Genomic DNA, 26,517 nt, shown 5'->3' on the forward strand with positions numbered 1-26,517 from the left:
TAATAAATGAACAAATAGAGGAGTTATGCACATGAAGGGTCTGATTGGCACGGCGGTGTTAGTGGCTCTGTTGGCAGCGCTTATAGTTTACAGCCCGGCGGATTCTCCCTGGAGCGGGGTTAAAGACCGTATCGAAGAAGCAGGCGGCACGACATATGAAGGCACGGACACGCAGGGCGAAAGAATGGCGCTTTTTTTATCCAATCTGCTCGGTGAAAACCTGCAGGCGGATGAAAGCAGCCGGGGCGCTCCGGAGGCAGGCACCGTGGAAACGGAAGTGCCTGAAGGCACAGGAGACTGGGAAGTTGCAGGTGTAAGCCTCGGGGACAGCCTTGAAGAGGTGGAGGCGGCACGCGGGGAAGCGAAGGACGTACAGGCCGGAAGCTATTCGTTCGACTGGCATATTTATTACGACGACGATTACGGGCAGTACGCCCAGTACGGGATTGAGGACGGACGTGTGGTGGCGCTTTATTCCAATCAGCAGACTTGGCAGGACGATGAAGGAAACGGCTGGGGCACCGGACGCAGTGCTATCCGGGATACGTACGGAGACTCTATGGAAACGGTAACCCGCGGAAGCATCCGCACGGAAACGAATGAACAGCAGCAGGGCGTTTACGAGGTGGAGGAAGGCTTTGCGACCTTTTTCTACGATGTTCATGAAGAAAACAGGGTGAATGCTCTGCTGCTGGTGGATAAAGAGGTGGAAAGGACTTCTTCCTTTTATGCCGAAGGGTCTGAAGAAGTGCGGAATTCGTATGAACGGCTCGTATGGCACTTAACCAACGCCCAGCGTGTTCAGCTCGGCCGGGACACGCTCGCCTACAATGAGCCAGTGGCAGATGTCGCAAGAGCGCACAGTGAAAACATGGCTGAAAACCAGTTTTTCGATCACGTGAATCCGGAGGGGCAGTCTCCGTTTGACCGTCTGGAACAGGGCGGCATACGGTACGTACAGGCTGCCGAAAACATTGCTTCCGGCCAGCGGTCGCCGCTGTATGCCACGGCCGGATGGATGAATTCATATGAAGGGCACCGCGAAGCGATGCTCGGCAATTACGACGGTCTCGGTGTCGGGGTGGCATTTGACGACGAAAACCGTCCGTTTTATACGCAGAATTTTGTTAGTCCAAGCAGGGAGTGATGGATGAATGCCAGCAAATATAGTGGTTGTGGGAAGTATTAACATGGATCTGGTCACAACAGCAGAACGGATGCCCTCCCGGGGAGAAACAATCCTCGGGGAAGGCTTTCATACATATTTTGGCGGAAAAGGGGCCAATCAGGCGGTGGCCGCTGCCCGCCTCGGTGCCCGCGTATCGATGGTTGGAGCGGTAGGAAACGATGCTTTCGGAATAGAATATTTGGAGCACTTGCGAACTGAAGGCATCAATACAGAGCACGTTCGCATGCGCCCAGGTCCGGCGACTGGTGTTGCCACAATTATTGTATCCGGGGGAGACAACTGTATTATTGTGGCGCCGGGAGCGAACGCTGCTGTCAGTCCTGACGATATCGAAAAAAGCCGTTCGCTCCTGAGAGAGGCAGACATAGTGCTTGTACAGCTTGAAATTCCAGGGCCGGCGGTGGAAAAGGTGCTTCAGACCGCCGAAGAGGAGCAGACGCCGGTTATTTTGAATCCGGCACCGATGCAGCCGCTGTCACCGGTGTATTGGGATAAAGCGGCCTACCTGACACCAAATGAACAGGAATTTGAACAGCTGCGGAGTGAGTACCCAGCGATTGCCGGCAGCCGTGAAAATGTGGTGGTGACGAAAGGAGCGGCGGGAGTATCCATTCTCCGTGCAGACGGCAGGGAGGAAGTAATTCCTGTGCGTACGGCGGACGTGCGCGATACGACAGGGGCTGGTGATACGTTTAACGGAGCGTTAGCCACAGCAGTGGCTGAAGGGATGTCTCTTGAAGATGCCTGCCGGTTTGCCAATGCTGCTTCAGCGGCCTCAGTTGAAAAAGAAGGAGCCCAGAACGGAATGCCGGTACGTGCGCAGATCGAAGGCTGGGACCTTTAACATGTATACAGAAGTGAATGTAGAATAATTGGTAAAATATGATACAATAAAATCTGATAATCACGCTTAAACGCTAAGCGCTCATTCACGCGTATATTAAAGTACGAAAATACATAAATTAAAGGTTGGGAAGACGTATGAAGCTAACAGTAGTAGGTACCGGCTATGTGGGCCTTGTATCAGGAACAAGCTTTGCAGAGCTTGGCAATGACGTAATCTGTGTGGATAAACTTCCGGAGAAGGTAGACCGGCTGAATAACGGAGAGATCCCGATTTATGAGCCGGGGCTGAAGGAATTAGTGGACTCCAACCGTGCAGCCGGACGTCTGCAGTTTACAACAGAGCTGCAGCCCGCTGTCCAGGCGTCTGACGTGGTGGTTATTGCCGTCGGTACGCCGGAATCGGAAACAGGAGCTGCCAACATGTCCTATGTGTACGGCGTAGCGGACGAAATCGGGGAAGCGGTGAATGACGACAAATTTCGTGTCGTGGTAAATAAATCGACTGTGCCCGTGGGAACCGCGGACCGCGTACGCTCGCTGATCGCAGACAAAAATCCGGATGCCCAGGTCGAAGTATGCTCCGTGCCGGAATTTCTCCGGGAAGGGTCAGCTGTTAAGGATACATTTAATCCGGACCGCGTGATTATCGGCACAAATTCCGACAAAGCAGCGGAGATTTTAACAGAGCTGCATCAGCCGCTCACAGAAAACATTGTCGTGACAGACCCGCGCAGCTCTGAAATGATCAAATACGCCTCCAACGCCTTTCTCGCCACGAAGATCTCTTTCGTGAATGAGGTGGCGAACATCTGTGATTATTACGGTGCAGATATCAATGCGGTTACACGCGGAATGGGAATGGACAACCGGATCGGGCCGAAGTTTTTGAACGCAGGCATCGGCTACGGGGGCTCCTGCTTCCCGAAGGACGTAAAAGCAATCAAACACCTAGCGGAGGTTAAAGGCTACTATCCGCAGCTGCTGCAGGCCGTAAACGATGTGAACGAAAAGCAGAGCCTGCGCATGGTGGACCACCTGAATGTGATTTTTAACGAAGATATCCGCAATATTACGGTGGCGCTTCTCGGCCTCGCGTTCAAGCCGAACACAGACGATATGCGGGAAGCCCCGTCGCTGAAAATTATCCGTTCGCTCCAGGAATACGGCGTGAAAGTGCGTGCCTTTGACCCGGTAGCAGAGGATAACGCCAAACAGCTGCTCGGGGGAGACATCTACTTTGCGGAAAACGCGCTCGATGCCTGCGAAGGTGCAGATGCGGCGATGCTTGTGACAGAGTGGGACGAATGCCTGCAGGTGACACCGGAGAAATTAAAAAGCATCATGAACAAGCCGGTGATGATTGACGGCAGAAATGCATTTGAAGCAAAAGAATTTAAGGAAGCCGGCTTTATTTATCACGGTATCGGCCGGAAATAGTTATAGAAAAGCCCGAAAGGAGTAGGCTCTCCTTCCGGGCTCTTTTTATGCGGTTAAGCTTTAGTTTACGGTGTCGTTTCCTCGTAGCCTTCTTCCTCGGCGGGAGCTTCTTCGTATGACTCCTCTTCCGCAGGTACTTCTTCTTCCGTAGCAGGCTCTTCGTAGGACTCTTCCACCGGAGCTTCTTCCTCTGTCGCTGGATATTCCTCATACGATTCTTCCTCTGCAGGCACTTCTTCCTCAGCAGCAGGTTCTTCGTACGATTCTTCCGCCGGCGCTTCATTGTTCACCTGCGTGCCGGGGAGTGCCAGCGGTTTTTCAGAAGCCGGGAGATCGAGCTGTTTACGCAGGCTGTTGGACGTTTCAAGTGTCGCCTCCGGGTTCAACTGGTAGTAATAGATGCCGTTGATCGTAGCATCCGAACCCTGCAGTTGATTGGAATCGATTTTGTCTAATGAATCGGCATACTGCTGCAGGGCAATCATGTTGCCAAACGTGAAGTTGGTGCTCACATTTTCACTGACGCTGTCAAATACGTCATCGTAATTATCGATGGATTCGATGGACCCGGCTTTTTTGATCAGGCTCTCAAGCACTTCCTGCTGGCGTTCACCTCGTCCAAGGTCACCCCGGGGGTCCTGTTTTCTCATCCGTACGTATTTGAGCGCTTCTTCACCGTTTAGTGTTGCCGGTCCTTCTGTAAATTCTGTTCCTTCTTCCGTGAAATCAAACGGCACGTTGACGTCGACGCCGTCAAGATCGTTAATAATGTCGGTAAAGGCCGCAAAATCAGATTTTACGTAATAGTCAATCGGGATGTTCAGCGTATTTTCAACAGTCTGGACCGCTAAATCCGTTCCGCCATAGGCATGGGCGTGTGCGATTTTGTCTTCCCCGTGGCCTTCAATGTTTACGAGCGAGTCTCTCGGGATACTCACCAGCTTCACTTTTTTGGAGTCCTTGTTGAATGTACCGACGACCATCGCATCGGAGCGTCCGTTCATGGATCCTTCTTCGCGGTCATCCACACCCAGGAATAAAACCGAGAAGCTGTCCTCTGACGGGTCAACGGCCTGGTCCCGGAGATCCGATTTTTCCCCGCGTTCGAGCTCTTCCTCTGTATCAGCGGACACGCTGTTGAGCTGCTGGAGAAAGTAAGCGGAAGCTCCCCCGGCAAGCAGGAGAAAAAGTAAAGCAGTGATGGCTGTGGTTTTCCAGATGAAGGATTTCTTTCTTCTCTTACGAAGGCTTCTCCGTTGAGACGTTGAGCTTGGCATGTCGGCACTTCTCCTTTGGATTGTATAATGATCGTGGCATAGAAAACGGCAAAAGCGTCTGTAGACACGCTGTTATATGAAAATCAGCTAAAATGGAAGCATTTTGAAAAATATTGTATTCTTTCATTGTAGCCGAGGCAGAAACGATAGTAAACAAAATAAACATCCGGCACAAAACTATTTCCGCACGGAAACGCAGCTAATAGCGGCTGCTTTGTATTACCGGGGAAATAAATGACAGGACTATGAAGGCTCATCGGCTTCCACGAAGGCCTGTTTTCCTTCTTCAATGCCGGCCTGGCCGCTGCTTATGTTCACAAGCCACTCCCGGCAGGCCTCCACCTCTTCAACCGGTGTATAAAGATGAAGCTTCACCTGCTCTTCGTAGTCAATCGCATCAAGAATATAAACGGATTTCCGGGCTTCGTATTCCAGTTTGCCGAGCAGGCTGTAGTCGGCGGAAACCACGAGCTCCTGCATCAGCGTACGGCGCACGATTCCGATATGGTTCAACGCCTCGGAAACTGAGGAGCCGTAGGCCCGGATCAGGCCGCCGGCGCCGAGCTTGATTCCGCCGAAATAGCGGGTGACAACGACTGCGGTATCTTTCAGCTCTCGTTTTTTCAGCACCTCTAGCATCGGTACGCCTGCGGTGCCGTTCGGTTCGCCGTCATCATTGGCCTTTTGAATATGATCCTGCTCGCCGATCAAATACGCTGAACAGTTGTGGGCAGCGTTCCAGTGCTCCTTTTTTATTTGCTCAATGAATGAATGAGCGGTTACTTCGTCTGCTGCGCGGGTAATGTGGGTAATGAAGCGTGATTTATTTATGGTGAATTCATGATGGCCGCTTTGTTTAATGGTACGATATGAAGTAAGCATACGGTAACATTCCTCCTAGGTAATGTTATTACCGTATAATATGATTGTAATGGTTGCAACATTTTGGCCAGTGTATAACAGGAAATGGGCGAAAATGCAACGAAATTAGAGTTAAATATGTAAATTTGTGATTTTTCATTACATAGCGGAATAGGTCCAAAAGAATATGCTAAACTATTCATGAACCGTTCCAAACGGTATTGAAGATTCGCAGGCAAGTATAGAGGGTGATGGTAGCCTTGCGAAACGCAGCAGACTTAGATCAAATTATTGAGCAAATGCTTCAGACAGTAGAGAAAAGCAAAGAAGAAATTTTTGAAATCAGTGAAACCTCCAGAAAAGAACTTCACACACTCCAGGAAGAGTTGAAGGAAATACAGGAACACATTTCTGAAACGATTGAACGCTCCGATCAGCTGGAGGTTGAAGCCAGGGTGGCAAGAAATCAACTGGCAGAGGTAAGCAAACGGTTTCGGCAGTTCAGCGATGAAGAAGTGCAGAAGGTGTATGAGAAAGCCAACGAGTCACAGGTAAATCTTGCCGTAGTGCGGCAGGAGGAAAAACGCCTCCGCGACCGCAGGGACAATATCGAACGCCGCCTGATTCAACTGGATGAAACCATTGAACGGGCTGAAACGCTTGTATCCCAGGTAGGCATCGTTTATAACTTTCTTGCCGGCGACCTTCAGGATGTCGGGGAGTTCGTCGAAAATGCCCGGGAAAAGCATGAGTTCGGCCTGCAGATCATTGAAGCGCAGGAGGACGAGCGCAAGCGGGTGGCCCGTGAAATTCACGACGGTCCGGCGCAGACGCTCGCGCACGTGCTGCTCCGCTCGGAGCTTGTCGAGAAAATCTCCCGTGAAAAAAGCGCGGAGGAAGCGATCCAGGAGTTCCGGGAGCTGCGTGTTCTGATCCGCTCAAGCCTCGGGGAAGTCCGCAGGATTATCTATGACCTGCGGCCGATGGCGATTGATGATCTCGGTCTCGTGCCGACGCTTCAGAAATATCTTCGTCACCTTGAAGACAACACAGGCATGGTGACGGAGTTTACCACGAAAGGGAAGGAAGCAAGAGTCGCCCCGAACCTTGAGATCGGACTGTTCCGCATTGTACAGGAGGCGGCCCAGAACGCCTATAAGCATGCAAAGCCGGATCTTCTCCGGGTGCAGCTCGAACAAAGACCGACGAGCATTACGATTTTAATCAAGGATGACGGCAAAGGATTCGACGTGAATAAAGAACGGGACAAATCATTCGGCCTTCTCGGCATGAGAGAGCGTGTGAACGCACTTGGCGGGGAGCTGACGATTGATTCCGTGGTCGGGCAGGGCACGAGAGTGAAGGTGTTCGTGCCGGTTCATTAAAAATAAAAACAGCATTAAACAACCAAATGATAAGTGAAGCGAAGAAAGGATGAGAACGTATGCAAGAACGTATCGATGAAAAAATCAAATTGTTGTTGGTTGACGACCATCAGCTTTTCCGTGAAGGCGTCAAACGTATTCTGGATATGGAAGAAAACTTTGAAATTGTTGCAGAAGGCAGTGACGGAGAAGAAGCGTTTACTCTTGTCGACGATTATCATCCGGACGTGGTGCTGATGGATATCAACATGCCCGGGGTCAACGGCGTCGAAGCGACCAAAACGCTGATCGAACGCCACCCGGATTTGAAGGTGCTGATCCTGAGCATTCACGATGATGAATCGTACGTGACGCACGTGCTGAAAACTGGAGCTTCCGGCTACCTGCTGAAGGAAATGGATGCGGACGCCCTGATTGAAGCAGTGAAGGTTGTCGGCTCCGGCGGCGCCTATATTCATCCGAAGGTAACGCAGAACCTGATTAACGAATACCGCCGGCTCGCTCATGAAGGCGACGACCACGGTGCAGACGATACCGAAATTGGCTACAAAGAGGTTGAATACCGCAAGCCGCTTCATATTCTGACGCGCCGCGAGTGCGAGGTGCTTCAGCTGATGACAGACGGCTACAGCAACCGGATGATCGGGGAATCGCTCTACATCAGTGAAAAAACGGTGAAAAACCATGTAAGTAACATTCTGCAGAAAATGAATGTAAATGACCGGACGCAGGCGGTTGTCGAATCAATCAAAAAGGGCTGGGTTAAAGTCCGCTAAATGAGCAAGGGCTGCCGGTTTGATATCGGCAGCCTTTTTACGCTTTGGCATTGACTTCCACCGGGAAGTCCGTAAAATGAAAGCGAACTCATACATATACGCCTGCTGTAGACAGAACGAAAGGAGAGGGCCAGATTGCCAAAAATCGCCATAGTAACCGACAGCACCTCGTACCTGAATCCTGAAGAACTCAGACAGTGGAGCATTCATGAAATCCCGCTCAATGTGGTGGTGAATGAAGAAACGATGCCGGAGACCGACTGGGACGTTGCCACGTATTATCAGGCGATGAGAAATTCGGAGACGCTTCCGACCACGTCGCAGCCGTCACCGGGAAAAATGGAGGACCTGTACCGGGAGCTTGCCTGGGAGGCCGATGAAATTATTTCCATTCATTTAAGCAGCGGCATCAGCGGCACGCACCAGACAGCTGTCGCCGTCGCTGACGATATTAAGGATACGGTCCGCGTGCACTGCTATGACTCGGAAATCAGTGCCCGGGCCCAGGGATATTTTGTATTAACCGCCGCCCGGATGGCCTCGGAAGGATATGATATGGCAGCTATTTTTGCCAAGCTTGATAAAATTAAAGAAACGATGCGGGCGTACTTTATCGTCGAGGACCTGCGCCACCTGCAGCGGGGCGGCCGGCTGAGCGGGGCGCAGGCTATGGTTGGCAGCATGCTGCGTATCAAGCCGGTGCTCGAATTTACCGACAAAAAGATTATACCGTATGAAAAGGTACGCACCTCCAAAAAAGCACTCGCCCGTATTCAGTCCCTTTTTTTGGAGGAAGCCGCCAAGGGGCCGCTTGAAGCGAGCGTCCTGCACGCAAACGCTGAAGAGACCGGGGAGGCATTTCGCAGGCAGCTGCAGGAGGCCTCGCCGGAGTCCCGGATCTCTCTCGAACACCTCGGTCCGGTGATTGGCACCCATCTCGGGGAAAACGCCATCGGGCTCGCCTGGTACCGCCCCGAAACCCTCTCTGAGTAACACCGGCGGCCGGCAGGCCGCCTCCTCTTTTTAAACCCTCCCACGAAAGGAACCACCTCCCATGAATAAGCTATCCAACTGGTTTGCCGGCAGCAAGCGGCCGGATTCCCCCTTTTCCTCCTTATCCTCTGATGCAGAGATTCCCGCTATACCCTTACCAGATTATAAACAGATGCAGGCCCACTGCAGCGGCCGGGCGCTTCTGGCTCAGGAGCTGCCGTACGATCAAAAAATTATTGAAGCCTATGTGCAGGCGGGAATGCTGCAGGAGGTGCCTGCCATCACGCAGCAGGGCCCTTTTTGGCGGTGCCTGCGCTGCAGCAGCCAGACCCCCGGCTTGTTCGGTGCCCACGCATGTGCGTGCGGGCGTAAGCGTTGCGTCTACTGCCGCGAGTGTCTGGAAATGGGGCGGGTGTCGGCCTGCACGCCGCTCTATTATTGGACTGGACCCGAATCCCGCGAAGTGTTCACCGATCCGCTCATATGGAGCGGCCGGCTGTCTTCCGGGCAGGAACGGGCCTCCCGTGCCGCTTACGGGGCCGGGCTGCGGAAGCAGGAGCTGTATATCTGGGCGGTGTGCGGCGCCGGGAAAACCGAAATGATGTTTCAGGCCGTGGCCGGGGCACTCGCCAGAGGCGAACGGGTGCTGTGGACAACGCCACGGACGGATGTCGTGCGCGAGCTGTACCCGCGTCTTTTGGGCGTGTTTCCCGGGGTTCCGGCTGCAGCCTGGTATGCGGGCAGCCCTGATGCCCGGCCGGAGGCGCGTCTTGTGCTCGCAACGGCCCATCAGGTGCGCCGGTTCAAAGGGGCCTTCGATGTAGTGATAATTGATGAGGTGGACGCGTTTCCGTACGTGTTTGATCCGGGCCTCCAGCAGGCCGTGCGGGAAGCATGCCGACGGGAAACCGCAGTTATCTACTTAAGTGCGACGCCCGGAAAGGACGAACAGCGGCGGATGAAGAGCGGGGCTCTCTCGTATGTGAAGGTGCCGCGCCGGTTTCACGGCCAGCCGCTTCCGGTGCCGGAGAGCCGGTGGGCCGGGAACTGGAGGCTGCAGGTCTCTCGCGGGCGTCTGCCGCATGCGCTGCTGCAATGGTGCCAGTCGCGGGACACCGCCTATCCGCTGTTTGTGTTCGTCCCATCGGTAGCGGCTGTTCGCCCGGTGGTGGAAGCGCTCCGGGCGGAGGACTTTCGCTGCGAAGGCGTGCACGCAGAAGACGAAAAGCGCGAAGAAAAAATTACGGCCTTCCGCGAGGGGCATATCGATATTCTGGTGACAACCACAATTCTGGAGCGGGGCGTCACGATACCCAAAGCGGACGTGGCGGTGCTTGGCGCCGACGATGATATTTTCACCGAAAGTGCCCTCGTGCAAATCGCCGGCAGAGCCGGACGGAATCCGGAGCGGCCGGAGGGGGACGTGGTTTTCTTTCACTATGGCCGTACAAAAGCGATGCAGCAGACGATCCGCCATATCCAAACAATGAACCGGGAGGAGGCGGCGCCCGTTGAATGAAACTTCTCTATTATCGTTTGCACGTGGATACTGCCTGTCCTGCCGCGAGCGCCTGCAGACGTCCTGGACGTACAATAACCTGTTTGCGTGGAGAGAAGCAAAGCTCTGCGACACCTGCGCCGGCCAGCTGCCTGCGATCACCGGACCGGTGTGTCCGGAGTGCTCGGCGCCGGGGCACGTGGACGTCTGTTCCGACTGTCTGAGCTGGCGCCGGCATACCGGGGACAAGGGATGGATGAAAAACGTATCGCTGTTTCACTACGACGACTGGATGCAGGCGTGGACGGCCCGCTGGAAATTCCGCGGCGACGCAGTAATGGCCGCCGCATTTTATCACGACCTTCGCCGGGTGTACCGGCAGCATTTCCGTGGTTTTGTACCGGTTCCGGTGCCGCTTGCGCCTGTGCGGATGCAGGAACGCCGGTTTAATCAGGCGGAGGTGCTTGCAGCCGCCCTTAAAGTGCCGTATGTTCTGGCACTCGAACGCCCGGACGGGGAGGTCGGCAAACAAAGCAAGCAGACAAAACGGGAGCGGCTGCAGACGGTGCGCGGATTTACCGTCGCTGCTCCGGATCAGATTTCCGGCCGGAACGTTCTGCTCATTGACGATATTTACACGACTGGTGCAACGGTCCGCGAAGCAGCGCAAGTGCTTGAGGCGGCAGGAGCTTCTTTAACGGCTTCGCTCACATTGATTCGTGCTTAAACTCTCCGTTGGTTGTGCCGATATAATAGGCAAAGTAAACGAGAAGGAGAAGACGAGCTATGGCCGAATTAAAAAACTGTCCGTCATGCGGCAATTTATTTGTACAGGCTCTCCGTGCCGTCTGTCTGGAATGCCACCGGGCGGAGGAGGCACGGTTCCAGAAGGTGTACACGCACGTAAGAAAGAGTAAGCACCGGCAGTCAACGATTACGGATGTTACCGAGGCTACCGGGGTCAGCGAGGAAGATATTTTCCGCTATATTCGCGAGGGACGCCTGAGCCTGGCAAATCTGCCGAACTTCAGCTATCCGTGTGAGGGATGCGGTGAACCAATCCGGGAGTACCGGCTCTGCCGGTCGTGTACCAGCCGTATTTCTTCAGGGCTGAAGGCGGAAGAAAAACAGAGGGAGTGGGAAGCCCGTCAGATTAAGAACAAACGGTCGACGTACCGGTCGCGGGAATAACGAATGAGTCAAAAAGCATGTATGTATGTTAAAATTTAAGTCTTAAGTACCAAGGAAATCACCGGCGGAATGACCGATATAAATAGTAACAAAACAGCCGGAGCAGAACGTCCGGATGGGAGGGACCACACAGATGAAAATTCATTCCGCGCATTCCGCTAATGCCATATACCGCAGCCAGTCCGCCCAGCAGCAGAAGCTGCCGCAGGGAGAGCAGGCGGGGAAAAAAGATTCTGTCGAAATTTCAAGCGCAGCCAAGGAGCTGCAGCAGTCGGAAGCGATCGACCCGGCTCGCAGGGAAAAGGTCGAACAGCTGAAAGCCCAGATTGAAAACGGCACGTACGAAGTACGGGCGGAGCAGACAGCAAAGAAAATGCAGGACTACTGGAACAATCAGTAACAGGCCGCCAGCCGGCCTGTTGATACATATACCTAAAGGAGCGGTTGCATGAGCGTACAGATAGTAGTAGAGCAGCTTGGCGCCCTAATCGAGGAACACCGGGTACTGCTTGGTATGTCCGAACGAAAGACGCAGGTGCTGAAAAAAAATGACGCTGGAGACCTGCAGCAGCTCATCCGCGACGAACGCCGCCAGGTGCAGCGCATTACACGGATCGAGCGGGAGCGCCACCAGCAGGCCGCAGCACTTGCAGGGGCCAATCCCGAAAACGCCGTATCCATCGATGCGTTAAAGCCGCTTGCCGATGATAAGGAGCGCGCACGTCTCGAAGCGCTGCAGTACGAGCTGATTCAGGTGATGACCGCTCTGCAGCACCAGGAGGAGCTGAACCGTGCGATGCTTGAGGACGCCATGAAATACACGCAGGTGATGCTTGGCGCCATGCAGCCGCAGGAGTCGGCGCAGTACGGCCGGCAGGGTCTGGCCCCGCAGCGCACGAAGCGGGAGTACTCGGTCTTTGATTCACGGGCATAAGCAGAAGGTACATAGAAACGGGGAGGAAAATGCATGAGTTCAACATTCATGGGGCTTGAAACAGCGAAACGGGCACTCACTGCCCAGCAGCACGCGCTGCAGACGACAGGACATAACATTGCCAATGCCAATACGCCGGGGTTCACGCGGCAGCGGGTCGACCTGCAGCAGAGTGATGCTTTTTCGAAAGCCGGCATGAACCAGCCGAGCACACCGGGCCAGATGGGCACCGGGGTGGACTCGAACACGGTCGCGCGAATCCGGGACCAGTATCTTGATGTGCAGTACCGGGGCGAAAACGCGAAGCTCGGCTACTGGGAAACGAAAAACGAAAACCTTTCCCGCATGGAGGACCTGATGAACGAGCCAACTGATGAAGGCGTCGCCAATGCGATGGACGAATTCTGGAAGTCGCTGCAGGACCTGTCGGCCAATCCGGAGGACTCCGGGGCACGCTCAGTCGTTCGCCAGCGCGGGGAAGCAATGGTGGACACCTTTTCCTACATATCTAATTCGCTGCAGGCGAACAAAACCGACCTCGACGCCCAGATTGATAACGAAACCGGGCAGTTTAATTCGCTTCTCAGCCAGATCAGCAGCGTGAACGAACAGATCGCGGGCGTGGAGCCGCACGGCAAGGTGCCAAACGACCTGTATGATGAACGGGACCGGCTGATTGACGAGCTGTCGTCCATGGCCACCGTGGAAGTGAAGCGCAATCCGAGCGGCGGGAACGCAAACAGCAACGCTGAAGGCACCGTCGATATTTTCATGACGAGCGATACCGGCGAGCGGCTGCAGAAGCTGGTGGACGGCAATGCTCTTGCGTACCAGGAAGTGAACGTGGAGAAATCCGCCGGCCGTGACGGGCACGTGGAAACGGCCAGCTTTGAATGGGCGAACGGCAAAGCAGGCACAAACATTACCAATCCATCGGACAGTGCCAATGCGTTTATGCAGTCGAGCGGCAGCATGCAGGGCCTGCATGAGGCCTACGGCTACATGGATGAAGCATCTGGGGAGGTAGAGGGTCTGTACACGGACATGCTCGACAGCATTGACACAATGGTTACCACCTTTGCGAACGCGCTCAATGAGACCCACCGGGAAGGGTGGACGATGAACGATGTTGAAGCGGGCACCAAGGGTGCCGGCGTTGACTTTTTCAGCTTCGATCCGGCCGTTCTCGAAAATAAAGGAGCAGCGAGTGCACTTCGTGTGAGCGAAGATGTCAAAGCTGACTTAAACAATATCGCTGCCGCCACGGAATCGGAAAACGGGACCGGCTACGCCGGCAATGGCAGTAATGCGCTGAACCTGGCCAATGTGAAGGACGCGGACCTGAACTTCGGGGAAAACGGCGAAAACTCGACAAGCGTGCAGCGGTTCTACCAGGGCGTGATCGGCCAGATGGCGGTTGATGCAAGCGAAGCGAACCAAAAAACAAACATTACCCAGTCGCTCACCTCAAGCGCCGACGAGCGCCGCATGTCAGTGAGCGGGGTAAGCATGGATGAGGAAATGGCCAACATGATTCAGTTCCAGCACGCCTACAATGCGGCGTCCCGGAGCGTAACGACGTTTGACGAAATGCTCGACCGCATCATCAACAACATGGGTCTGGTCGGCCGTTAAGAAAAGGAGGAAGCCAATATGCGAGTCACCCAGCAGATGATGACCCAGCGCTCCACCGGGCATATCAGCCAGAGCTATGATCAGATGATGAATCTGCAGGACCAGCTGTCCACCGGTAAAAAAATCACCCGGGCCTCCCAGGACCCGGTCGTTGCGATGAACGGCATGCGCTACCGTTCCCAGGTCGGTGAGGTGGAGCAGTTTGAACGGAACGTCGGCGAAGCGCACAACTGGCTCGACTCCAGCGACGCCGCGCTCGGGGAAGCAACCCAGGTGATGCAGCGGGTGCGCGAGCTTGTTACCCAGGCGTCGAACGACACCTACGAAGGTGAACAGCGCGGTAACATCGCCAAAGAGATCAGTGAGCTGAAGGAACAGCTGATCAGCTCCGCCAACTCCAAGATCGGGGACAAATACATTTTTAACGGCTCCAACACCACGAACCCGCCAATTGATACTGACGCGACCGCGGACGGTGTGACGGCAGACAGCTTCACCGGCCACGGCGATGCGGTAGAAATGGAGCTCATGAAGGGCATCAAGATCGATGTCAGCTCCACTCCGGGCGAGGTGTTTAACGAGCAGCTGTTTTCTGAGCTTGAACAGCTGCAGGCCGATCTGGAAAACCCGGACACCACCGGCGAAGATTTGCAGAAATATCTGGGCACGCTTGACGAACAGATGAACAGCATCGTAAACGAGCGGGCCGAGCTCGGCGCCCGGTCCAACCGGATCGAAATGATCGAAAGCCGGCTCGCCGACCAGAAGGTCATCTCCAACAAAATTATGTCCAACAATGAAAACGCCGATCTCGAAGAAGTGATTACCAATTTAACGAACCAGCAGACCGTGCATCAGGCGGCGCTAGCCTCGGCTGGGCGGATTATGCAGACGACGCTTCTGGACTTTTTAAGGTAAAAAATTTATAAAATGTGGGAAAATCTGTTTTATTATGAAGAGCGATTCAGTATACTGGTCTTTGTGACTGTTTATCTGTTTCGTGTACGTATTCAATGATAAGGGGGCAAAGGTGTGGAAATCGAAACGAAGCATTTAGGTGCTGTCACGGTTGAAGAAAAAGATATTACCCGTTTTCCGCAGGGCATTCCGGCGTTTGAAGAGGAACGTGACTTCGTGTTTCTTCCGTTCGATGACAGCGGCAGCCTGTTTATTATGCAGTCGGTGCAGCATGCACATATTGCCTTTATTACCGCTGATCCGTTTGTGTTTTTTCCGGACTACGAGCTTGAAGTCCCGGATGCTGTCACGGAGCAGCTGCACATCGAAAACCCGGAGCAGGTACTTGTGTATGTCACCCTGACGCTTGCGAACACGCTTGAAGACAGTACGGCGAACCTGCAGGCACCGCTGATTATCAATGTCGAACAAAAGCTCGGCAAGCAGTGGCCCATGGCGCAGTCACCGTATGAAACGAAGCATCTGCTGTTTCAGCGGACACAGAAAGAAGGCACAGGATCATGTTAGTACTCACACGAAAGAAAAAAGAATCGATTCGTGTCGGGGACGATATTGCGATCACTGTACTCGGAATTGAAGGGGACCAGGTGAAGCTGGGTATCGATGCTCCGGAGCATATTGATATACACCGCCAGGAAGTATATGTCTCTATCCAGCAGGAAAACCGGCAGTCGCTCGCAGGCGACATTACGCTTTTGCAGAAATTATCGGAAAATATCAAAAAATAATTAAATGACTATTCATTCACTACATACAACTTATGAACTAATAAAAATACTAAAAAATATGTAAATGTATCTAAAAAATGAACAATAAGGAAAAATAATAGTTCTTTATTCATATTTATGATATAATTAATTTACGATAAGTGGAAAATGCCTAGGGTCATAGGGCTTCTTGTCGGAACCTGTGAAGAAAAGGTAGAATTTGTATACGGTCGTTCGAGTTCAGGGGATTGGTTGTCCTGCTGCAGTTTACAGAGAGAAATCAACAGACAAAAACGCAGAGGGCATGCTTGGGGAAAGTGTGTTCAACAAAAATAACATCACTTTCGGTGAGGTCTCAGGAGGAATACATAATGGCCAGGACTTACAGTCGTAACATCCCGGGAAGCAGGGTGCCGATTTTATTTATCGACCTGCAGGGATCAGAAGTACTGCCGCAGGCAGCAGAATCAATGGGGAAGCTGGCTGTGCGCACGAATGGGGAAGAGTGGACCACGCTTATGCAGCGCGGTCTGCAGAAGGACACGCTTTATTACACAGCGTGCAGTGATTTGGATGCGTTTGTGCGGCTTCAGGAAGCAAAACGGGTCGGCTCCACCTGCAGGATTGGTGTGAACCTGCCGGAGCGGCTCAGGCACCTGGTGGATGAATTTATCTGCCAGGAGGTAACGATGCTTTTAGCCGCCGAGCGCGAAGAAGACGACTGGCGCAAGCATTTTATGCGTGCCACGCAGTTTCAGACGTACATCGACCCGGTGTTTCAGCCGCAGGTCGTTGAACGGTACCGCCGCATGAATCAGCTTCAGGAGGAACCACCCGAACAGCAGCTCGAACTCGACGTGCATAAAGCACGCGGCACGCTGTCCGAAGCAGAAATCCGGATTTTGGAAAAAATCCTCGAAGGCAAAAGCAACCGCAAAATTGCCGAAGAATGCTTTCTGGCCGTCGCCACCGTGAACAACCACGTCAGCCACCTGACGAAAAAGATGCAGGCCAACGACCGTACGCACACCATAAAGCGCGCGATCGAAGAAAACTGGGTCGAGTTTATAACGTAAAAGAAAAGCGGAGCCACCCTGAACAGCCGTTCCAGACGGCTGGCGAAAACCTGGTTGGAAGCGTCGACAGACGGTGAAGCCAGGTGAAGCCAATGGACTGGACGGCTGGGTGGCGAAGCTGGACAGCGTGAAAGGCGGAAATATTTACTCACTGTTTGAACAGGCTCGCGGCTTTCGGTCGGCTTGAGACGACGAATTATGAAGTTCGACTAAATTCGTTACATCCTGTAACAATGTCGAACTAACTTTCTTCGTGAAAGTCCCCGAAACAGCGAATGGATCCGGGTGGTAACGCTCGGAGCTGGACAGCGAAAACTTGCCGCTCGAGTCTATTTTAAATAACCCGAGGGTTCGAGCGGCAAAATTCGTGCATCAAAAAATGCCATGCTCTATCATTCAGCACGGCATTATTTTTAGTATTATTAGCGAACATGCTGACGCAGCCTTGAAACGACTTCTTAGAATTATGGCATCGTAGCTAGAAAGCAACGTCGCTGAACTTTTTAGGCATTATACTTTTCTAACCAAGCATAAACAGAGCGGGAGCCCTTGTACTCCCTGCTCTGTTTTTTTGCTTTTTAGGCAGTAAACATGCTCTGACAGTGGCCGGTACGGAACAGCTGCTGCTGGATCATAAAAGTACTCGCTTTTGTCGGAAGCGAAGCGCCGTCTGTAAATCGGATCATTGTTCCATCATCGGAAGTGACAAACTGGCCGGGCTGCACATGATTATAAAAAATCCAGATGTTTTCCGGATCGCGCAGTGACGAAATTGGAAATGCATAAATACCTTCCGACGGATTTACCGGCACCGGCAGCTTCTTGCGGATATGTAAGTAATGCTTTACCGCTTCGCTTCGTCCTTCAAAAGAAGATCCTCCCCGGAGACATCCTCTTTTAATAATAGCCGTAGGCGCACATGAAGCCGGAATACGTGCCCCGTCTTTTTCCCATATAATACTTTTCGCCTCCCCTTCAAAATTAGGTACGATAGCCATCGTGTTTTCATTTACTTCGTACTCATCTAGCACCATTGTCTTCTGCATAACCAAACACCTCTGTTCAAATATTTTCCCAACTGCTCTGACACATAAGTAAGTATACGAATGCCGTGTGAAAATAACTAGTACTTTTTGCATAATATAACTAAAAGAATATTTTTAAGAGAATTACAGAAAATACTAAATACATAAACCAGGCAGTCGATATAAAGAGTGTAAGCAGGAAATGCCAAAACGCAGCGTACGGGCGTCAAAGCAAATTCTGTGATATAGGCTTGCCACAAGGACGTGGAAAGTACTTACACATTCAGGGAGGAATTTTATAATGATTATTAACCACAATCTAGGCGCAATGAATGCCCAACGTCAAATGAGCACAAATCAGAACAATATGGGCGACTCGATGGAAAAACTGTCTTCTGGACTCCGTATCAATCGTGCTGGTGACGACGCTGCAGGTCTTGCGATCAGTGAAAAAATGCGTGGACAAATTCGTGGGCTAGAACAGGCTGACCGCAATGCTCAAGATGGTGTATCGATGATTCAAACGGCCGAAGGAGCATTAAATGAAACACACAGTATTCTCCAACGCATGCGAGAATTAGCAGTTCAATCTTCCAATGATACGAACACCACTAAAGATCGTGATGAAATTCAGAAAGAAGTCGATCAGTTAGCTGAAGAGATTACAAGAATCTCTAATGACACTGAATTTAATAGTAAAAAATTACTTAATGGAGCTGCAGACCAAGGTAATACTGACATTGATACTTCTGAATCAATTACCCTTCATATTGGTGCAAATGAAGGACAAAATATCTCCCTGGACATTGAAGCAATGGATGCAAAATCTCTTGGAGTGACTGGAGATGGTGATGGAGACAACACAGATGACAGTGCAGCAGCAACTGAAACTTCAGGAACTTATACTGCTGCGACAGTAGAGGGAGGTATTAGTGTATCAACCCAAGCAGATGCAGACAAAGCTATTACTGCTATTGATTCGGCAATTGAAACTGTTTCAGGCGAACGCTCTAAGCTTGGAGCCCATCAAAATCGATTGGAACACACCATTAACAATCTAGGCACTTCAGCGGAAAATTTACAGTCTGCAGAATCTCGAATCCGTGACGTAGATATGGCCAAAGAAATGATGAACATGACGAAAAATAACATTCTTTCGCAAGCTTCTCAATCGATGCTTGCGCAGGCCAATCAACAGCCGCAATCTGTGCTGCAGCTTCTACAATAAAAATCAACCATTCACACGGAAGTGAATTGAATATTTCAAGGAGGAACTTATATGATTATTAATCATAACTTAGGCGCCATGAATGCTCAGCGTCAAATGAGTACTAACCAGAACAACATGGGCGATTCTATGGAGAAATTGTCTTCTGGTCTCCGCATCAACCGGGCAGGGGATGATGCGGCTGGGCTTGCGATTAGTGAGAAAATGCGCGGGCAGATTCGCGGTTTAGAACAAGCAGACCGAAATGCGCAGGACGGTGTTTCTTTAATTCAAACAGCGGAGGGGGCGTTGAATGAAACCCATAGCATCCTTCAACGCATGCGGGAATTGGCAGTTCAATCCTCCAACGATACGAATACCTCTACAGATAGAGAAGAACTTCAGAAAGAAGTAGATCAACTCTCTCAAGAACTTTCTCGTATTGGGAATAACACTGAATTTAACTCTCAAAAATTATTAAATGGAGAATTTAGTGGTACGTTCCAAATCGGTGCTAATGAAGGCCAAAATCTATCATTAGATATCAGCGATATGCGTGGAAATGAACTGAGTATGAGTGGAATCACCACGTTCACAAATAGTGATGGTGATACAACTGAACTAAATTCGAGTGGCTTGGAAGCTGGTAATTATACAGTTAGCAATGGCCAGAGTATCACTATCGATGGAGTAGATTTTACTGGAGAAGATATTATTGCAGATGAATCTGGGAAAGCCGTAGCAGTGCACATGGGCAGCGGTGAATATTATGCTGTTGAAGATTTGGAAGATAATTCTAGCACTTTAGCGGTTAAAACTGGTGCTTCAGCTGTATTAACAGATGATGGCGGTACAGCAGGCGCATTAACTGATGGAGATGGAATTTCTGTTAAAGGGATTGACATTTCTTCCCAAACTGCTGCTGATTCTTCAATCACCACTATTAACAATGCAATTGAAACTGTATCAGCCGAACGTTCAAAATTAGGGGCGTATCAAAATCGCTTAGAACATACTATTAACAATTTAGGTACTTCAGCGGAGAACTTACAATCCGCAGAATCACGCATTCGTGATGTAGATATGGCGAAAGAAATGATGAATATGACGAAAAATAATATTCTATCTCAAGCTTCTCAATCGATGCTGGCACAGGCGAATCAACAGCCACAGTCTGTACTCCAACTTCTCCAATAACAAATGCAGCAGGAGGCTCTGGCTTTGCCAGGGCCTTTTTTATACTTTTTCTTAGAAAGGAGGTGATGGTATCGATGTCGGCAGTGTTTCAATCATAAGCAGTCAATTGCAGGCGCAGCAGCAGGCGAACATATCGCTCATGCGCCAGTCGATGGATACGGTGTCGAAGCAGAGCGCCGAGCTGCTCGATGACATGGCTGGCGGTAACCAGGCTGGAACGATGCAGAGCGTGGTTTCCGGCAAAGGCCAGTCGATCGGCGTAAAGGGATAGGGATCATCCCAGGAGGAGGTAGGCGGGAGATGGATGTTTCTATTCGATCAGCCGGAGGCGAGGTAGCTTCGCCCAAACGGGGAGCGGGCGTTATAGACGCATCGAAAGTAACGCCGAACGAATTGGTGGCAGCAGAAACTAATTCCGCGCTTCACGTAACAAAGAAGGAAGTAGAAAAATCAGTGGAAACGCTAAGTGCGATGCTTGATCCGCATTTAACACGGTTGAAGTTCAACGTGCACGAAGAGACCGACCGGGTGTACGTGCAGGTGATCGACCTCGAAACGGAAGAGGTCGTGCGGGAAATTCCGCCCGAGTCGCTTCTTGATTTTAACGCTTCGATCCTTCGTCAGGCCGGGCTGTTGGTAAACGAGAAAGGGTAAGTGGAACGCGTCTTCCTTCGGGGAGGCGTTTTATTATAAGTAAAATAATTACATAAATTAAAGAAATATGGTTTAAAAATTGAATCACTTTCCGATAAAAATAATGAATAATTAATAATCGGGGGCCAAGACAATGATTGCATCTAATTTAGCAGCTTTGAATACTCATAACCAATTGAAAAAAAATCAAACTAATCAATCAAACTCTTTAAATAAATTGGCTTCTGGATTACGTATAAATAAAGCAGGCGATGACTCAGCAGGATTAGCCATTTCAGAAAAAATGAGAGGTCAGATAAGAGGACTGGGGCAGGCCTCGAGAAATTCCCAGGACGGCATATCGTTAATTCAAACAGTAGAAAGCGGGCTTACTGGAGTGCACACTCATCTTCAAAGAATGCGGGAATTAACCATTCAGGCTAAAAATGATACAAACGAAAAAAGCGACCGAAAAGAAATACAAAAAGAGATTGATCAGCTGAATGAAGGAATCAATAGCCTGGCAATGAATACAGAGTTTAATGAAATCTCTTTAATGGGAGATGAGCCGAAGCCATTGGAAGTCGTGTTTTTGATTGATGATTCAGGCACTATGGCAGGACCAATTGATGCTGTTCAGGACGGTATAGCAGAATTTGCCGGGACCTTAAATAATGGTGGTAATTTCCGCATGGCTACTATCAGTGTCGTGGACGAACGAGGCATGACTATTGCTGATCGAAAGATGAATTTTACGGAAGATCCTCAAAAGATTGAAAATCAATTAACCAATCACAGTGCCCTCGGTGGTAATACTGCACCGTATTATTACATGAAAGAAAGTATGCCGGATGCAGGAGCTGGTTTTACATATACGGAAGAAGCAAATAAAGTATTTGTATTGCTTACGGACACCGGAAATGAGCATGGCACTTCGATTCCAGGAGGAGGAAGTGACCCGGATCTCACTTCTGCAAAAATCGCAGAACTGTTAGCAGGCGATCCTTCTACAGAAGAGGATGACATTCCGTTATACGTTTTTGGAGTGGGAAGTTTTACTCAAGGTAGCGAGGGAGCATACCAGCCGATTATAGATGAAGCTGGGGGAGAAATATATCGAGCCACGACTGCTGAAGAAATTGCTTTAACATTAAACGATGATTTACTTGAAGATTTAAGCGATAAAAAACGAGTGAAGGATTTTACTTTGCAGATAGGTGCTAATCAAGGGCAGACGTTAGAGTTTCAATCCAGTGACGTAAGACCTCCTATCTTAGGCACCTCGAAGGTCGACGTAGTTGATAACGATGAAAGGGATAATGCCCTTAGTATAATTGATAATGCTATAGCAGAAGTTTCAAGTGAGCGTGGACGCTACGGTGCTTTACAAATCGATTAGAGCATACAATAAATAACTTAGAGAATTCGGCAGAGAATTTAACATCGGCTGAATCCCGTATTCGTGATGTAGATATGGCTTCCGAGATGATGGAAATGACACGAGCTAATATCCTCTCCCAAAGTTCACAGTCCATACTAGTGCAAGCAAATCAACAACCCCAGCAAATTCTGCAGTTGCTGCAATAGTACATAAATATAAATAGCGAAAAGCGTCTTCCTTTGGAATAGGCGTTTTTCATTCCTCCTCCTGATACTTTCGGAACTTCCGCACGGAACCAACACAGAGAAGCAGGGCAATAGCCGCCGCTACGCTTGCCTTACTGATCATACTTGGAGGTTCGCCGGCAGAAAGACCGTCGATACCAACCAGCATCGCAAACATCACGGCAAAATTGCCGAAAATGCTTGCAACCAGATTCCAATGCTCATCCACGAACACGCGGGAATACATACAAATCTCCCTTCCGTACTTTTCCATTTGTCGTGTAGTTTTATACTAACATACAAGGAAAATATGCTACGATGACAGCAGTACCGAAAGGAGGAAGGCTGCATGAATACTAACGGAGTTCAGTCCGTCGACCGCGCTCTCCGGATTATTGACCTGCTCGCCGAAGCGCCGGAAGGGCTTGGCGTCACAGAGCTTGCGAACCGCCTGGACGTTGCCAAAAGCACGGTACACCGGCTGCTGGCGTCACTTCTGCAGAAGGGCTACGTGAAGCAGGGAAGCGGGCGCGATGTGTATACGCTCGGGTTCACATTCATGGAAATGGGCGAGCGGGTGGCGGAATCCATTGACGTGCGAAAGGCGGCGGGAGAAATCATTCATGACCTCGCGAAAGCCACAGCAAGCACCGCGCACCTCGTGCAGCTTGAAGGCGCCCAGGTCGTCTACATCGATAAAGTGGAAACGTACGCGCGGCTGCGGCTGTTTTCCCGGGTCGGGCGTAAAGCGCCGCTCTACTGCACCGGCGTCGGAAAAGCACTGCTGGCGTTTCAGTCACCGCACGTGCAGGACAAGCTTCTCGACGAGCAGGAAATGGTCCGCCATACGCCGCATACGATCACATCCAAAGAAGCAATGATGCCGGAGCTGGATAAAATAGCACAGGAAGGCGTGGCCTATGACCGGGAGGAGCATGAGCTAGGAGTTACCTGCGTGGCAGCACCGATTTTCGATTTCCACCGGCGGGCGGTCGCGGCAATCAGTGTCACCATGCCGCACATGAACGCGGAAACGATCGACTGGGAAAAAACCGTGCAGCAGGTGCAGCGGGCGGCGGCAGCTATATCACGGGAGCTTGGCCATTAAAAGAACGCTTTCAATCTGCCGCTTGGTCTGCTACACTATAAGCGACATTTCCCGCAGAGGGATTTCTTTTATTCATAATACGGAACATTGTTCCTTAATAAGGAACAAAAGGAGGCCGCAGGCTGATGAGTATTATTCAGACGATTGAACAGGAGAAAATAGTGCCGATCATCCGCAGCAGCGACAAAACGCAGCTGCAGCAGGTGATTGAATCCTTATACGCAGGCGGAGCCCGGGTGCTTGAAGTAACGATGAACACGCCGGGGGCGCTGGCGGCGATTGAATGGGCGAAGGCAACGCACAGCGATCTGCACATCGGCGCCGGCACGGTGTTGGACGCCGAATCTGCACGAACCGCGATTTTGTCCGGGGCGGAGTTTCTGCTAGCCCCGACGCTTGACGCGAAAACCATCGAAACGGGCAGCCGCTACGGAGTTCCGGTCATTCCGGGGGTGCTCACCCCGACCGAAATTCTGCAGGCGACCGAGGCCGGAGCGGAGATGGTGAAAATTTTCCCTGTCCGCGCACTCGGAGCTTCGTATTTGAAAGACGTTCAAGGTCCGCTTCCGCACATACGCGCGATGGCTGTAGGCGGTGTGTCGCTCGACAATATGCAGCAGTATCTGCAGAGCGGATGGCACGCGGTCGGCGTCGGCAGTCAGGTGGTGGATCCGAAGGCAATGGAGCGCGGAGACATGAAGCAGCTGACCCGCAACATGGAAAAGGCCCGTGCTATCCTCCGTGAAGGCGGTGGGGATCAATGAATGTCATCGTGATTGACGGGGGAACCACTAACACGCGTCTCCGGGTCGTAGATGCCGAGACGCTCGAGGTGAAAAAACGCGTCTCGCTTGATCAGGGCGTGCGCAACCAGGCGATGGAGCAGGACTTTTCACTGCTCGAGCGGCTGATCGATAACGAGCTCGATAAGCTGGCCGCTCAGTTTACGTTCCGGGACGTGATCGGCTACGGGATGCTGACGGCGAACATCGGCATGCGCGAGGTGCCCCACGCGCCGTCGCCGCTTACGATGGAGGAGCTTGCTGCGCAAACAGTGCACGAGCGCTACAATGCCCGGCGCTGGCACTGGATTACGGGCATGAAAAACGGCGGGGAGCCGGTTGATGTGATGCGCGGCGAGGAGGTTGAGGCGTTCGGCATGCTGCGCCATACACCGGCTGAAGGAAGCGGGCTGATCATTCTGCCGGGCTCGCATACCAAATACATCCGGGTCGAAGACGGCTCGCGGCTGCTCAGCTGCACGTCCACCCTGGCCGGCGAAACGCTCTCCGCACTTCGGACGTCCACGATTTTATCCGATTCGGTCGGGCCGAAGCTCGTGGAAGCGCTCGAGCCGGAGGTGCTGATGGAGGGCTGGGAGCTGGCGGAAAGGGAAGGATTCACGAGGGCGGCGTATTATGTGCGTCTGCGCCATCTGTTTGCTGATTACACGGAAAACGCCCGGGCGAATCTGTTGCTCGGTGCGGTATTATATGAGGATATGAAAGCATTTGAACACGCCGCTGATGGCGCCGGCTGGCTGTATCTTGGCGGCCACGGAGCGATGCAGGAGGCGTACCGGCACGTGCTGGAACAGAAGCAGGAGCGTCCGGTTCACGTCTTTACGAAAAATGATCTTGAAAAAGCGTCGCTGCAGGGAGCCCTGCAGCTGGCCAATCTGGAACAAACGAAAGGGGAATCCCGATGAAAATCCGATCCTACGAACTATTTCAGGTGCCGCCGCGGTGGCTGTTTCTAAAAATTACAACTGATGAAGGCCTCGAAGGCTGGGGCGAGCCGATCGTGGAAGGGCGCGCTGCTTCGGTCAAGGCGGCCGTTGATGAATTGATGGAATACATGATTGGGGAGGATCCGATGCGGATCGAGGACCACTGGAACAAGCTGTACCGCTCCGGGTTCTACCGCGGCGGACCGATTCACATGAGTGCGCTCGCCGGCATTGATCAGGCGCTCTGGGACATTAAAGGCAAATACTACAATGCGCCGATTTATGACCTGATGGGCGGCGCCTGTCGCGACAACATTAACATCTACTCCTGGATCGGCGGCGACCGTCCGAGCGACGTCGGCGCAGCGGCGAAGGAAACCGTGGATTCCGGCTTCCGGGCAATTAAAATGAACGGCACGGAAGAGATGCAGTACATTGATTCGTTCGATAAAGTCGAAGAAGCGGTCGCGCGCGTAGCGGCCGTAAGGGAAGCGGTCGGCACAGGCGTTGGCATTGGCATCGATTTTCACGGGCGGGTGCACCGGCCGATGGCAAAGGTAATTGCCAAAGAGCTCGAGCCATATCATCCGATGTTTATCGAAGAGCCGGTACTGACTGAAAACATGGAGGCGCTGCAGGAGCTTCGCCAGCATACGCATATCCCGATTGCCACCGGCGAGCGCATGTATTCGCGCTGGGAGTTTAAGCATATTCTCGCGAACGGCTGGGTCGATATTATTCAGCCGGACCTCTCGCACGCGGGCGGCATTACCGAGGGCAAAAAAATTGCCACAATGGCGGAAGCGTATGACGTAGCCCTGGCGCCGCACTGCCCGCTCGGACCGATTGCACTTGCGGCCTGCCTGCAGGTGGACGCCACAAGCCACAACGCCTTCATTCAGGAGCAGAGTCTCGGCATCCACTACAACCAGAGCAACGACCTGCTCGACTACATTGAAGACAAAAGCGTCTTTGCCTATGAAGACGGCGCGGTGAAAATGCCGCAGGGGCCGGGTCTTGGCATTACGATCAATGAAGACTACGTGCGTGAGCGCGCCAGGGAAAGCCACAACTGGAAAAACCCGGTATGGCGGCATAAGGACGGCACGATTGCCGAATGGTAACAAGAAATCCAGCATGCGCGAGGCGTGCTGGATTTTTTACGCTCCGGAGCCGAAAGCAGCCATTGCAAGTTAAAAGGCGGGCCGCTTCCTTGAACATCATAGCGGA

The 26,517-nt window shown here is 51.9% G+C and carries 28 protein-coding genes and 2 pseudogenes; 26 read left to right on the forward strand and 4 right to left on the reverse strand.

Annotated features, from left to right (window positions below):
- Positions 1-31: 31 nt before the first annotated feature.
- The 3 genes from Q0757_RS04140 to Q0757_RS04150 all read left to right on the forward strand — a co-directional run bounded on the left by Q0757_RS04140 (position 32) and on the right by Q0757_RS04150 (position 3,472).
- Positions 32-1,147, forward strand: coding sequence for a CAP-associated domain-containing protein (locus tag Q0757_RS04140; RefSeq protein WP_298785045.1), 1,116 nt, complete (start codon positions 32-34; stop codon positions 1,145-1,147).
- A 7-nt stretch (positions 1,148-1,154) separates the two neighbouring features.
- Entirely contained in the window at positions 1,155-2,033 is an 879-nt protein-coding gene (rbsK, locus tag Q0757_RS04145; RefSeq protein WP_298785047.1) for a ribokinase, read from the forward strand.
- Between the two features lie 137 nt (positions 2,034-2,170).
- Positions 2,171-3,472, forward strand: a complete 1,302-nt coding sequence (locus tag Q0757_RS04150; RefSeq protein WP_298785049.1) for a UDP-glucose/GDP-mannose dehydrogenase family protein — start codon at positions 2,171-2,173, stop codon at positions 3,470-3,472.
- A gap of 65 nt (positions 3,473-3,537) precedes the next feature.
- Here the strand turns inward: Q0757_RS04150 and Q0757_RS04155 are convergent, their stop codons facing one another.
- The gene (locus Q0757_RS04155) at positions 3,538-4,749 is read right to left on the reverse strand and encodes an LCP family protein (protein WP_298785051.1); all 1,212 of its coding nucleotides are present in this window, start codon (positions 4,747-4,749) and stop codon (positions 3,538-3,540) included.
- 243 nt (positions 4,750-4,992) lie between these two features.
- The gene (locus tag Q0757_RS04160; protein ID WP_298785053.1) at positions 4,993-5,631 is read right to left on the reverse strand and encodes a YigZ family protein; all 639 of its coding nucleotides are present in this window, start codon (positions 5,629-5,631) and stop codon (positions 4,993-4,995) included.
- Positions 5,632-5,870: 239 nt separating this feature from the next.
- Between Q0757_RS04160 and Q0757_RS04165 the strand changes: the two genes are divergently transcribed.
- The 13 genes from Q0757_RS04165 to Q0757_RS04225 all read left to right on the forward strand — a co-directional run bounded on the left by Q0757_RS04165 (position 5,871) and on the right by Q0757_RS04225 (position 16,783).
- Positions 5,871-6,995, forward strand: coding sequence for a sensor histidine kinase (locus tag Q0757_RS04165; protein ID WP_298785055.1), 1,125 nt, complete (start codon positions 5,871-5,873; stop codon positions 6,993-6,995).
- 59 nt (positions 6,996-7,054) lie between these two features.
- Positions 7,055-7,771 (forward strand): response regulator transcription factor, encoded by a 717-nt coding sequence (locus Q0757_RS04170; protein ID WP_298785057.1) that lies wholly within the window; start codon positions 7,055-7,057, stop codon positions 7,769-7,771.
- A 135-nt stretch (positions 7,772-7,906) separates the two neighbouring features.
- Positions 7,907-8,764, forward strand: a complete 858-nt coding sequence (locus Q0757_RS04175) for a DegV family protein (protein ID WP_298785059.1) — start codon at positions 7,907-7,909, stop codon at positions 8,762-8,764.
- 61 nt (positions 8,765-8,825) lie between these two features.
- A complete protein-coding gene (locus Q0757_RS04180) occupies positions 8,826-10,283 on the forward strand; it encodes a DEAD/DEAH box helicase (RefSeq protein WP_298785061.1) in 1,458 nt (485 codons plus the stop codon).
- Entirely contained in the window at positions 10,276-10,989 is a 714-nt protein-coding gene (locus Q0757_RS04185; protein WP_298785062.1) for a ComF family protein, read from the forward strand. Before Q0757_RS04180 ends, Q0757_RS04185 begins: the two co-directional genes overlap by 8 nt.
- 59 nt (positions 10,990-11,048) lie before the next feature.
- The gene (locus tag Q0757_RS04190; protein WP_298785064.1) at positions 11,049-11,453 is read left to right on the forward strand and encodes a TIGR03826 family flagellar region protein; all 405 of its coding nucleotides are present in this window, start codon (positions 11,049-11,051) and stop codon (positions 11,451-11,453) included.
- A 133-nt stretch (positions 11,454-11,586) separates the two neighbouring features.
- On the forward strand, positions 11,587-11,853 hold the full coding sequence (gene flgM, locus Q0757_RS04195; RefSeq protein WP_298785067.1) for a flagellar biosynthesis anti-sigma factor FlgM: 267 nt from the start codon (positions 11,587-11,589) through the stop codon (positions 11,851-11,853).
- A 48-nt stretch (positions 11,854-11,901) separates the two neighbouring features.
- The gene (locus Q0757_RS04200) at positions 11,902-12,387 is read left to right on the forward strand and encodes a flagellar protein FlgN (RefSeq protein ID WP_298785069.1); all 486 of its coding nucleotides are present in this window, start codon (positions 11,902-11,904) and stop codon (positions 12,385-12,387) included.
- Positions 12,388-12,420: 33 nt separating this feature from the next.
- A complete protein-coding gene (flgK, locus tag Q0757_RS04205) occupies positions 12,421-14,022 on the forward strand; it encodes a flagellar hook-associated protein FlgK (RefSeq protein WP_298785071.1) in 1,602 nt (533 codons plus the stop codon).
- A gap of 18 nt (positions 14,023-14,040) precedes the next feature.
- Complete coding sequence (gene flgL / locus Q0757_RS04210; protein WP_298785073.1) at positions 14,041-14,940, forward strand: flagellar hook-associated protein FlgL; 900 nt, start codon at positions 14,041-14,043, stop codon at positions 14,938-14,940.
- Positions 14,941-15,054: 114 nt separating this feature from the next.
- Positions 15,055-15,507 carry a flagellar assembly protein FliW gene (gene fliW / locus Q0757_RS04215; RefSeq protein WP_298785075.1) on the forward strand — a complete coding sequence of 151 codons (453 nt, stop codon included), beginning with the start codon at positions 15,055-15,057 and terminating at the stop codon, positions 15,505-15,507.
- On the forward strand, positions 15,501-15,728 hold the full coding sequence (gene csrA / locus Q0757_RS04220; RefSeq protein WP_022793397.1) for a carbon storage regulator CsrA: 228 nt from the start codon (positions 15,501-15,503) through the stop codon (positions 15,726-15,728). Before fliW ends, csrA begins: the two co-directional genes overlap by 7 nt.
- 350 nt (positions 15,729-16,078) lie before the next feature.
- Positions 16,079-16,783, forward strand: coding sequence for a response regulator transcription factor (locus Q0757_RS04225; protein ID WP_298785079.1), 705 nt, complete (start codon positions 16,079-16,081; stop codon positions 16,781-16,783).
- A 578-nt stretch (positions 16,784-17,361) separates the two neighbouring features.
- Here the strand turns inward: Q0757_RS04225 and Q0757_RS04230 are convergent.
- Complete coding sequence (locus Q0757_RS04230) at positions 17,362-17,829, reverse strand: competence protein ComK (RefSeq protein ID WP_298785081.1); 468 nt, start codon at positions 17,827-17,829, stop codon at positions 17,362-17,364.
- Positions 17,830-18,109: 280 nt separating this feature from the next.
- Between Q0757_RS04230 and hag the strand changes: the two genes are divergently transcribed.
- The 6 genes and pseudogenes from hag to Q0757_RS04260 form a co-directional block, all read left to right on the forward strand.
- Positions 18,110-19,036: a flagellin Hag gene (gene hag, locus Q0757_RS04235; RefSeq protein ID WP_298785083.1), complete on the forward strand. Its 927-nt coding sequence runs from the start codon at positions 18,110-18,112 to the stop codon at positions 19,034-19,036.
- A gap of 51 nt (positions 19,037-19,087) precedes the next feature.
- Positions 19,088-20,212, forward strand: a complete 1,125-nt coding sequence (locus tag Q0757_RS04240) for a flagellin (RefSeq protein WP_298785085.1) — start codon at positions 19,088-19,090, stop codon at positions 20,210-20,212.
- Positions 20,213-20,306: 94 nt separating this feature from the next.
- Positions 20,307-20,483, forward strand: coding sequence for a hypothetical protein (locus tag Q0757_RS04245; protein ID WP_298785384.1), 177 nt, complete (start codon positions 20,307-20,309; stop codon positions 20,481-20,483).
- 29 nt (positions 20,484-20,512) lie between these two features.
- Positions 20,513-20,866 carry a flagellar protein FlaG gene (locus tag Q0757_RS04250; RefSeq protein ID WP_298785087.1) on the forward strand — a complete coding sequence of 118 codons (354 nt, stop codon included), beginning with the start codon at positions 20,513-20,515 and terminating at the stop codon, positions 20,864-20,866.
- Between the two features lie 133 nt (positions 20,867-20,999).
- Positions 21,000-21,971 (forward strand): annotated as a pseudogene (locus Q0757_RS04255) (VWA domain-containing protein); the annotation flags it as partial.
- A gap of 192 nt (positions 21,972-22,163) precedes the next feature.
- Positions 22,164-22,432 (forward strand): annotated as a pseudogene (locus Q0757_RS04260) (flagellin); the annotation flags it as partial.
- A gap of 49 nt (positions 22,433-22,481) precedes the next feature.
- Here the strand turns inward: Q0757_RS04260 and Q0757_RS04265 are convergent.
- Positions 22,482-22,697: a hypothetical protein gene (locus Q0757_RS04265; RefSeq protein WP_298785089.1), complete on the reverse strand. Its 216-nt coding sequence runs from the start codon at positions 22,695-22,697 to the stop codon at positions 22,482-22,484.
- 102 nt (positions 22,698-22,799) lie between these two features.
- Between Q0757_RS04265 and Q0757_RS04270 the strand changes: the two genes are divergently transcribed.
- From Q0757_RS04270 to dgoD, 4 genes are all read left to right on the forward strand, one after another.
- A complete protein-coding gene (locus tag Q0757_RS04270) occupies positions 22,800-23,558 on the forward strand; it encodes an IclR family transcriptional regulator (RefSeq protein WP_298785092.1) in 759 nt (252 codons plus the stop codon).
- Between the two features lie 125 nt (positions 23,559-23,683).
- Positions 23,684-24,322, forward strand: a complete 639-nt coding sequence (locus Q0757_RS04275) for a bifunctional 4-hydroxy-2-oxoglutarate aldolase/2-dehydro-3-deoxy-phosphogluconate aldolase (protein WP_298785094.1) — start codon at positions 23,684-23,686, stop codon at positions 24,320-24,322.
- Complete coding sequence (locus Q0757_RS04280; protein ID WP_298785096.1) at positions 24,319-25,266, forward strand: 2-dehydro-3-deoxygalactonokinase; 948 nt, start codon at positions 24,319-24,321, stop codon at positions 25,264-25,266. Before Q0757_RS04275 ends, Q0757_RS04280 begins: the two co-directional genes overlap by 4 nt.
- Positions 25,263-26,411, forward strand: a complete 1,149-nt coding sequence (gene dgoD, locus Q0757_RS04285; RefSeq protein WP_298785098.1) for a galactonate dehydratase — start codon at positions 25,263-25,265, stop codon at positions 26,409-26,411. The genes Q0757_RS04280 and dgoD overlap by 4 nt, the downstream gene beginning before the upstream one ends.
- The last annotated feature ends 106 nt before the right edge of the window (positions 26,412-26,517 follow it).

This window comes from uncultured Marinococcus sp., assembly GCF_947493875.1.
In the GTDB taxonomy this organism is placed as follows: domain Bacteria; phylum Bacillota; class Bacilli; order Bacillales; family Marinococcaceae; genus Marinococcus.

What these genes read in the sequence shown, in the direction of transcription:
- Q0757_RS04190 (WP_298785064.1), top strand. Translation starts at nt 11,049, where the DNA reads ATGGCCGAATTAAAAAACTGTCCGTCATGCGGCAATTTATTTGTACAG.
- Q0757_RS04150 (WP_298785049.1), top strand. Translation starts at nt 2,171, where the DNA reads ATGAAGCTAACAGTAGTAGGTACCGGCTATGTGGGCCTTGTATCAGGA.
- Q0757_RS04155 (WP_298785051.1), bottom strand. Translation starts at nt 4,749, where the DNA reads ATGCCAAGCTCAACGTCTCAACGGAGAAGCCTTCGTAAGAGAAGAAAG.
- Q0757_RS04250 (WP_298785087.1), top strand. Translation starts at nt 20,513, where the DNA reads ATGGATGTTTCTATTCGATCAGCCGGAGGCGAGGTAGCTTCGCCCAAA.
- rbsK (WP_298785047.1), top strand. Translation starts at nt 1,155, where the DNA reads ATGCCAGCAAATATAGTGGTTGTGGGAAGTATTAACATGGATCTGGTC.
- flgL (WP_298785073.1), top strand. Translation starts at nt 14,041, where the DNA reads ATGCGAGTCACCCAGCAGATGATGACCCAGCGCTCCACCGGGCATATC.
- hag (WP_298785083.1), top strand. Translation starts at nt 18,110, where the DNA reads ATGATTATTAACCACAATCTAGGCGCAATGAATGCCCAACGTCAAATG.
- Q0757_RS04140 (WP_298785045.1), top strand. Translation starts at nt 32, where the DNA reads ATGAAGGGTCTGATTGGCACGGCGGTGTTAGTGGCTCTGTTGGCAGCG.
- dgoD (WP_298785098.1), top strand. Translation starts at nt 25,263, where the DNA reads ATGAAAATCCGATCCTACGAACTATTTCAGGTGCCGCCGCGGTGGCTG.
- Q0757_RS04230 (WP_298785081.1), bottom strand. Translation starts at nt 17,829, where the DNA reads ATGCAGAAGACAATGGTGCTAGATGAGTACGAAGTAAATGAAAACACG.
- Q0757_RS04180 (WP_298785061.1), top strand. Translation starts at nt 8,826, where the DNA reads ATGAATAAGCTATCCAACTGGTTTGCCGGCAGCAAGCGGCCGGATTCC.
- Q0757_RS04225 (WP_298785079.1), top strand. Translation starts at nt 16,079, where the DNA reads ATGGCCAGGACTTACAGTCGTAACATCCCGGGAAGCAGGGTGCCGATT.
- Q0757_RS04200 (WP_298785069.1), top strand. Translation starts at nt 11,902, where the DNA reads ATGAGCGTACAGATAGTAGTAGAGCAGCTTGGCGCCCTAATCGAGGAA.
- flgM (WP_298785067.1), top strand. Translation starts at nt 11,587, where the DNA reads ATGAAAATTCATTCCGCGCATTCCGCTAATGCCATATACCGCAGCCAG.
- Q0757_RS04170 (WP_298785057.1), top strand. Translation starts at nt 7,055, where the DNA reads ATGCAAGAACGTATCGATGAAAAAATCAAATTGTTGTTGGTTGACGAC.
- flgK (WP_298785071.1), top strand. Translation starts at nt 12,421, where the DNA reads ATGAGTTCAACATTCATGGGGCTTGAAACAGCGAAACGGGCACTCACT.
- Q0757_RS04160 (WP_298785053.1), bottom strand. Translation starts at nt 5,631, where the DNA reads ATGCTTACTTCATATCGTACCATTAAACAAAGCGGCCATCATGAATTC.
- Q0757_RS04280 (WP_298785096.1), top strand. Translation starts at nt 24,319, where the DNA reads ATGAATGTCATCGTGATTGACGGGGGAACCACTAACACGCGTCTCCGG.
- Q0757_RS04265 (WP_298785089.1), bottom strand. Translation starts at nt 22,697, where the DNA reads ATGTATTCCCGCGTGTTCGTGGATGAGCATTGGAATCTGGTTGCAAGC.
- Q0757_RS04270 (WP_298785092.1), top strand. Translation starts at nt 22,800, where the DNA reads ATGAATACTAACGGAGTTCAGTCCGTCGACCGCGCTCTCCGGATTATT.
- csrA (WP_022793397.1), top strand. Translation starts at nt 15,501, where the DNA reads ATGTTAGTACTCACACGAAAGAAAAAAGAATCGATTCGTGTCGGGGAC.
- Q0757_RS04275 (WP_298785094.1), top strand. Translation starts at nt 23,684, where the DNA reads ATGAGTATTATTCAGACGATTGAACAGGAGAAAATAGTGCCGATCATC.
- Q0757_RS04240 (WP_298785085.1), top strand. Translation starts at nt 19,088, where the DNA reads ATGATTATTAATCATAACTTAGGCGCCATGAATGCTCAGCGTCAAATG.